At 36.2% G+C, this 8,196-nt stretch carries 6 protein-coding genes; 4 read left to right on the top strand and 2 right to left on the bottom strand.

The features are described from left to right. Positions 1–166 precede the first annotated feature (166 nt). Together U9M49_RS20745 and U9M49_RS20750 are read right to left on the bottom strand one after the other, a co-directional pair. Positions 167–2,299, bottom strand: coding sequence for an MMPL family transporter (locus U9M49_RS20745; protein WP_322910482.1), 2,133 nt, complete (start codon positions 2,297–2,299; stop codon positions 167–169). 95 nt (positions 2,300–2,394) lie between these two features. Then, positions 2,395–2,961, bottom strand: coding sequence for a TetR/AcrR family transcriptional regulator (locus U9M49_RS20750; RefSeq protein ID WP_322910483.1), 567 nt, complete (start codon positions 2,959–2,961; stop codon positions 2,395–2,397). A gap of 514 nt (positions 2,962–3,475) precedes the next feature. Here U9M49_RS20750 and U9M49_RS20755 point away from each other — a divergent pair. The 4 genes from U9M49_RS20755 (at position 3,476) to U9M49_RS20770 (ending at position 7,833) form a co-directional block, all read left to right on the top strand. Beyond that, on the top strand, positions 3,476–4,549 hold the full coding sequence (locus U9M49_RS20755) for an amino acid ABC transporter substrate-binding protein (RefSeq protein ID WP_095371971.1): 1,074 nt from the start codon (positions 3,476–3,478) through the stop codon (positions 4,547–4,549). 100 nt (positions 4,550–4,649) lie between these two features. Then, positions 4,650–5,825 carry an amino acid ABC transporter permease gene (locus U9M49_RS20760; protein ID WP_416337114.1) on the top strand — a complete coding sequence of 392 codons (1,176 nt, stop codon included), beginning with the start codon at positions 4,650–4,652 and terminating at the stop codon, positions 5,823–5,825. A gap of 8 nt (positions 5,826–5,833) precedes the next feature. Then, positions 5,834–7,039 carry an amino acid ABC transporter permease gene (locus U9M49_RS20765; RefSeq protein WP_095371973.1) on the top strand — a complete coding sequence of 402 codons (1,206 nt, stop codon included), beginning with the start codon at positions 5,834–5,836 and terminating at the stop codon, positions 7,037–7,039. A gap of 14 nt (positions 7,040–7,053) precedes the next feature. Next, positions 7,054–7,833 (top strand): amino acid ABC transporter ATP-binding protein, encoded by a 780-nt coding sequence (locus U9M49_RS20770; protein WP_322910485.1) that lies wholly within the window; start codon positions 7,054–7,056, stop codon positions 7,831–7,833. Positions 7,834–8,196 lie beyond the last annotated feature (363 nt).

An 8,196-nucleotide genomic window follows, 5' to 3' on the forward strand; every position in this document is an offset into this window, starting at 1 on the left:
ATATATCTTATATTGGGAGAGGAGTATTAAACGCTGTTTATCTAATTGAAGACCGTTCAAAAGGAAAGTTTGCAGTAAGAACTCCTTGGCTGTTATATTCTCAGTGTATAAAAACTGCCACAGAACATCATCTGTGGCAGTACAAACATAAATTAATTTTTGTATTCTATCCGTTATTAGCAGATTTAGATTTTTGCTTATCTCCTTGTTTATCTTTCTCTAATAAAACAATTAATCCTGGTAAAAGTACACCTCTTATAAGGAATGTATCTAATAGAATTCCAACGGCTACAATAAATCCGAATACAAATAGTAACTCGATAGGTTGTGTCATTAGAACAGCGAATGTTGCGGCTAGAATCAAGCCGGCTGAAGAAATGACTCCACCTGTATGAGAAACAGCTAATTGAACAGCTTCTTTGACACTATGGTGCTTTCTTTCTTCTTGAAAGCGAGAAACGAGCATAATATTATAATCGATTCCAAGTGCGACAAGAAATACAAAGGCATATAAAGGAACGCGGTTACTTACAGCATCGATTCCGAAAAATATCTCTGTTAAAAATGTTCCTAATCCTAATGCTGCTAAGAATGATATGAGAATAGTTCCCATCATATAGATTGGCATTTTGATCGATTTTGTCAAAGCAATAAGGAGCAAGAAGATTAGGACCGTTTCAAGGGTAACAATCAAAAGGATATCATTATTGTTCACTTTACGATCATCTAATGATGACGCTGTTTCCCCTGAAAAATAAATGTCACCATCTATATTACTGTTATCTAATAACTCTTCTTTCTCATTTACTATTTTTTCTAGTTCATTAATACTTTCAATCGCATAAGGACTGTCATTGAAAGTCAAGCTCAGTTGAAGAACTTGATTGTTTTCAGCTGTCCCAGAAGGTCTAACTTCATTTACTACTGACCTTGATGAAAGTTGTTCGACAATAGAAGAAATTTGTTCTTCAGATAATGCTTGTGATGATTCAACTAAAACAGTTGTTGGTGCAAGATCGCCGCTAGAGAAGTTTTCTTCTAATACTTCATAACCGACACGAGATGGCATATCTTCAGGGAAAGATTTTATCGTATCAAATTCATAGTCTAAGTTTGAAATATTTAATGCAGAAACGACCAAGATAACCCCGACAGATACAACTGATACAATCGGTTTTTTGACAACGAATTGTCCTACCTTACTCCAGAAAGAACTTCCTTTCACTGAATGGTCTCCCACTTGCGGTACTTTTGGCCAAAATGCTTTTCTGCCAAATAACGCAAATAACGCAGGGATGAGCGTTATGGATGAGATCATGATAATCGCCATTGCTGTTGCGAAAGTTGGAGCGAAGTTTCGATAATCACCAAACTCGGCAAAGAACAGAACAAGCATAGCGGCAAGAACCGTGCCTCCAGAGAAGAAAACAGGCATGCCAACGCTTCTCATGGCCACTTTCATCGCTTCAAAAGAGTTTTCATGGTTTTTTAATGCTTCTCTAAAACGTGAAAATACGAAAAGTGAATAATCAACTACTGCTGCAAATAACAAGATCAACATAATCGAAATAGTTTGTTGACTGAGATTTAATCCTAGGCTTCCGAAAATACCTAATGACTTCATAACAACTTCATAAACAAAGCCAGCAGCCAATAAAGGAATGATAGCAAGCAGTGGTGAGCGATAAATAACAATAAGTAAGACTAATATTAAAGCGACAGTAGATAAAATAAGGACAACATCAGCTCTTGAAAATAGGTCAAGAGAGTCTGCACTAATGCCAGCAGGTCCAGTTACCCAAAAGTTTAGGTCTGTTTGATCTTCGACAATATCTTGCATTTGATGAATGGAAGTTTGAATATCTCCGCTTTCCATACTAGATGCAAATTGTAGTGGAATAACTGCTATGGATTGATCATCAGAAAAGAAGCCTTTGAGTGCTTCAGGTGGTAATTGTTCTAGTGGAATGACCTCAGTTATTCCTTTAATGTCATTATCCTTAAAGCTATTTAGTTGTTCTGCTAAAACAGAGGTTTCAAGTTGCTCATCATTTTTATCCTGAAAGACAAGGATGGCAGGAATACCGTCAGCGCTTGGAAAGTATTTTTCTAATTTGTTTTGGGCGATAATCGATTGGCTATCTTCAGGGAGAGTAGCAATTCTTCCCACTTGATAATCTTTCGCATTAGGAGCAAAAAATGCTAACCCTAGCGCGATAACTAGCCAACAGACGATGGTAATCCAGGCCCCTTTTTTCGTTGCTACTCGATCAGTAATAGTATGGAGCAAGTTTTTCATTTGATAGGACATCCTTTCAAGTTAGGTTGGGGTAAATATCATAAAAATCCATGCTTCTATCATATTTTGCTCCAAAGTGACACATGTGTCAATTATTATGTGCGTATCCCGTTACTTACCATTTCAATAATGGATTGAACCCATTGCTCACGTGGTAACTGAAAATGATTTGGAATGGCTACTGATTGAAAAATAAAGCCTAATATCATTGTGTCTGGCAAGGAGGGGTTTAACTTTCCTTCTTTCTTACCTAATTGGACAAAGTTTTGTAAGCATGTATACATATTTATACTCATGCTTTTAAAATAAGTTTGATTTGCAACTGTTTTTTCGTTTGTTGTATTCACTTGCTTTGTAATATTGATTAATTCCTGAATCTCAGTTCTTTCAAAGATAATTTCCATTAAGTAAGTAAATTGCCGTTCAAAATCCCCTTTTTCCTCAATTTGCTCGAGTTTTTTCATAAACTGATTCATTTCATAAATCATAAAAGCTGTAATAAGTTCATCTTTATTTTCAAAATACTTATAAATTGTCCCTCTAGCTACATGTAGCCTTTCTGCTAGTAAACTAAACGTAAATCCTTCATATCCAACTTCTAGTAATAATGCTTGTGTATGTTCGTATAATTCTGTAATGGAGAACTTTCTATCTCTACCCATATTTATTCACCTCATCAATATTATAATCGTTTGTCATTTATAATCGAAAGTTATATCTTTTTCATTCATTATTTCTGCAAAAAGAAAGAAGATAAAGTGTTATATTGAGAAACTACTTTTATGGATTAATTACGGAAAAATGGAAGAAGAGAAGGGGAAGGTAAAATGTGGTCCGTTTTGGTAAAAAAAGATTATTAATCCGATGTGTAGAATGGGTATTTAGGATGAGTGTTAGTTAAACGAGAAACATTATTAAGAAATACTCTTATTTGTAAGTAAACATGATTAGACGTCAATCGTATAGTAAGAGATTAGTATGTTAGTAAAATTTTAAGTTGATTTATTAATTCTAAATATTTATATTTTTAAGAATATTTAAAATATAAATGTTGACTATAAAAAACAATAAAGTTAATATATAACATATAGTGATAGACAATCTTACATGGTAAGTCTATTACTATTGTTAAATATCTAAAAATTCTGTTAAATAACAGAATAAAGGGGGTTAATTATGAAGAAAATTTCTTTTGGTTTTATGAGTTTATTTTTAGTAGTATTGCTTGCTTTAACTGGTTGTTCAAATGAAGAGGCGGGGGGGAAGGAAAGCGGGGATTCAAATAATGGATCATCTGGAAGTTCTATTCTTAGTAAAGTGATTGATAATAAGAAGCTAGTTGCTGGGGTGAATGATGAATTGCCAGGGTTTGGCTACATCGATGAGAGTGGTAAGAACGTTGGGTTTGATGTTGATTTCGCTCGAGTACTAGCAGCGGGTGCGATAGGGGATGCCGAAGCCGTTGAGTTTAGACCTTTATCTGCTCAAGAGAGATTTACAGCTGTGCAAACAGGCGAAGTTGATGTGTTAATTAGAAACACAACATGGACAACAAACCGGGATTCGGAAGTTGGTTTGAATTTTGCTCCAACAACTTTCTATGATGGGCAAGGTATTATGGTGAGAGCTGACAGTGGGGTAGAGTCTCTTGAGGATTTAAAAGGTATGCGTATTGGTGTAGATACAGGAACAACAACAGAGCTGAACTTAGCAGATCAGATGAGGGCGCTTGGTATTGAGCATGAGGCGGTTGTGTTTGATGGTCAAGATGCAGTGGTAGCGGCATATGAATCAGGAAGCATCGATGCATGGACAACAGATAAATCAGGATTAGTTGCAAGGCAGGCAGTTATGGAAAATCCTGATGACCATAAGATTTTGGAAGAGAACTTATCGAAAGAGCCACTTGGACCGTCAGTAAAAGGTGGAGATGATAAGTGGTTTGATGCAGTGAACTGGATGGTTAATGCTACTATTCAAGCTGAAGAATTTGGCATCAATTCTAAAAATGTTGATGAATTTTTAGAATCGGAAAATCCTGAAATTAGAAGATTGCTAGGAACTGAAGGAAATCTTGGAGAACAGTTAGGGCTCCCTAATGACTTTGCCTACCAGATTATTAAACAAGTAGGGAATTATGGCGAAATTTTCGAGAAGAATCTTGGAGCAGATACTATTTTCAAGTTAGATAGAGGGTTAAACGCATTATACACTGATGGCGGAATTCTTTACTCTCCTCCATTCCGTTAAGTAAAGATAGACCTGCTTGATGAGAATTCTCTATAGCAGGTCTATTTTAAACTATTAGTTAAATAGGTACCTCTAGAAGGGAGTGTAAGATGTGAGTGAACTGTCGAATCAGAAGAAGTCGATTTCTCCACCATTTTGGCGAAATAAAAAGATTATCCCAATTATCTTACAAGTAGTATTTGCTATTATCGTTTTAGCATTCGGATATCTTTTAATTAACAATGCTTTAAGTGGACTAAGACAAATAGGTTTACAGTTAGGGTTCGATTTCCTTGCCAATACAGCGGGGTTTTCTATTTCGGAGGCGATGATTGATTATCAACCGACTGATACATATGGAAAAGCTTTACTCATAGGCATGCTTAATACATTGAGGGTTGCATTCTTTGGTATCATTTTGACGACTATTCTTGGATTGATTGTAGGGTTGTCGAGAATGTCGAATAACTGGTTATTAAGTAAACTTGCCGGAGCGTACATCGAGATTTTTCGAAATACACCATTGCTTGTACAAATTTTTATTTGGTTTTATGCCGTGTTTTTACCAATGCCAAAAATTCAAGAAGCCCTTCAGATTGGACCAATGCTTTTCTCAAATCGCGGTACAGCTATTCCTTGGTACGAAGAAAATCAAGGGATTTTACTCTGGGGCATTTTATTCCTTGTGTCACTGGTAATTGCTTTTTTTGTATATCGTTTGATGTTAAAGAAACAAATCGAGTCTGGGAAAAAGAATTTTCCATCATTGTGGGCGTTGGGCGTTATCGTGGTGGTTGCTATTATATCTTACGTAGTCACTGGAAATACACCAGTAACCTTCCATGCTCCGTCTGTTGCAGGAAATGGGTTTGATGGTGGTTTTGTCCTATCACCTGGATTTTCCGCTATATTACTCGGGTTGGTCATTTATACATCTACATTTATTGCAGAGATCATACGAGCTGGGGTCAATGGAGTCAATAAGGGGCAGTCTGAAGCTGCGAAAGCATTAGGGTTAAAAAATTCAACAGCTCTAAGATTGGTGATTTTCCCACAGGCTATTAGAATTATTATCCCACCTTTAACCAGTCAGTATTTGAACTTAACTAAAAATTCAAGTTTGGCTGTTGCAGTTGGTTATCAAGAGATTGTAAGTATCGGAAACACAGTAATGAATCAAGCGGGGCGCCCAATAGAGGCCATTGCGATAATGATTGCTGTTTATTTAACGTTTAGTTTAATTACTTCTTTATTTATGAACTACTTTAATAAGAAAGCACAACTCGTTGAAAGGTAGGTGTAAGCATGAACAATGAACCTCAAATAAACGTTACTACTGATACTTCGGTTGTGGGACCGCCTAAAAAAACAGTCGGTGTAGGTGGTTGGTTAAAGACAAACTTATTCGGTACTTGGCCAAATATTATATTAACTATCGTGTCAGTAGCCATTATTTCATATGTTGTCTTCCATACAGGGGAATTTATTTTCACAGCTGATTGGACTGTTATCGAAACGAACTTTCGTTTACTCATGGTTGGGCAATTTCCATTAGAGGAGACTTGGAGAGTTTGGGTAGCTATTTTTCTCATTTCTGCTCTTTTAGGAAGCTCATGGGGGCTATGGCGAGGAGTGATGAGGCATGTGGCATTGGTTATTGCTGGGCTAATGCTCGTTTCGCTTGTCCTGCCATTTATCCAAACAAATACGAGGCTTATTCTTGTAGGGAATATTATTTTCATTTTCCTCTTTTATATAATAGGAAGAAAAGTGAAGAAGCTAAAAATCCCAGTTTTATTATTATGGATATTGTTTATTCCGCTTGTTATTTCTCTATTCAATGGTTTCGGTATTTTACCAAAAGTGAATTCTAATATTTGGGGAGGTTTCTTGTTAACGCTACTTATTGCAAGTGTGGCAATTGTTTGTTCTTTTCCTTTGGGAGTTTTATTAGCTCTAGGAAGACGAAGTAAACTCCCTGTAGTGAAATGGTTTTGTATCATTTATATTGAACTGATAAGAGGGATCCCTCTAATTACAATACTATTTGTATTTCAGTTGATGTTGCCGCTTTTTTTAGGTAATAGTATTGACGTGAGTAATGTCCTCAGGGCAATGGTTGGTTTCACATTATTTAGTGCGGCGTATTTAGCTGAAAATATAAGAGGTGGATTGCAATCGATCCCGAGGGGACAATTCGAGGCAGCGCAAGCTTTAGGTTTAAATTCCACATATACCATGGGTTTTGTTGTTCTTCCTCAAGCTATCAAAGCTGTAATTCCAGCTTGTGTTGGTCAATTTATCTCAATTTTCAAAGATACTTCTCTTGTAGCGATTGTAGGATTAACTGAATTATTAGGGATGGGGCAAAAGGTGATTGCAAATCCTGCCTTTTTAGGTAAGAACATGGAAGTATTTCTGTTTATCGCGTTTATTTACTTTATATTCTGTTCGCTTATGTCGTATGTAAGTAGAAGATTAGAAAATACTTTAGGTGCTGGAGAGCGTTAGGGGGATATATATAGATGGAAAGTATATTTGGAGTTGAGAAAATAGATATACCTATTGAAAAAAGAGAAAATATAATAGAAGTGAAGGGATTAAATAAATGGTTTGGACAACTGCATGTTTTAAAAGATGTAAATATTAGTGTGAAACAAGGTGAGGTTGTTGTTGTTCTGGGGCCATCTGGTTCAGGGAAATCTACTTTTATTCGCACCCTTAATGCTTTAGAAGAGTTCCAACAAGGACAAATAAAGATAGATGGTATTGAGTTGACTGATGATTTAAAGAATATAGAAGAAATAAGAAAAGAAACAGGGATGGTTTTTCAATCTTTTAATCTCTTTCCGCATATGACGATTCTAAAAAACATCTCTTTAGCACCGATATGGGTGAGGCGGTGGGAGAAGCAAAAAGCTGAACAAATCGCGAAAGAGTTGCTTGAAAGGGTGGGTATCCCTGAACAAGCTGATAAATATCCAGGTCAACTTTCAGGTGGACAACAACAAAGGGTGGCTATTGCAAGAGCGCTGGCGATGCAACCGAAAATCATGTTATTTGATGAACCGACTTCAGCGTTAGATCCTGAGATGGTAAAAGAGGTATTGGATGTAATGAAGACGTTGGCTGAATCAGGAATGACAATGGTAGTAGTTACACATGAAATGGGATTCGCTCGCCAAGTAGCTGACCGTATTGTTCTATTTGATTACGGTGAAATTGTGGAAGAGGGAACACCAGTAGAATTATTTGATAACCCACAACATGAAAGGACGAAAGCGTTCTTATCGCAAATACTATAATAAAAAGGAGTCAGCATAACATGAAAGTGCTGACTCCTTTTTATTTATGTAATAGATTAATTTTTTTAAAAAAGTTATTGACGAATAATAATAACAGGTGATATTATATTAAAGCAGTCGTTACTGACGCAGTAACTTACATAAGATTTTATAAAAAAGTTATTGACATCAAACACACTGGGTGATATATTAAGAAGGTCGCTTCTGAAGCGAACGAGATTGTTCTTTGAAAACTGAACGAACATAAAACGTCAAGCGTAATTTTAAAAAGCTGATTTATCAGCAACAAAGCACCATAGGTGCAAATGAGCTAATCAAACACTTTATTGGAGAGTTTGATCCTGGCTCAGGACGAACGCTGGC

The organism is Cytobacillus sp. OWB-43, assembly GCF_034651445.1.
Classification (GTDB): domain Bacteria; phylum Bacillota; class Bacilli; order Bacillales; family Cytobacillaceae; genus Cytobacillus; species Cytobacillus kochii.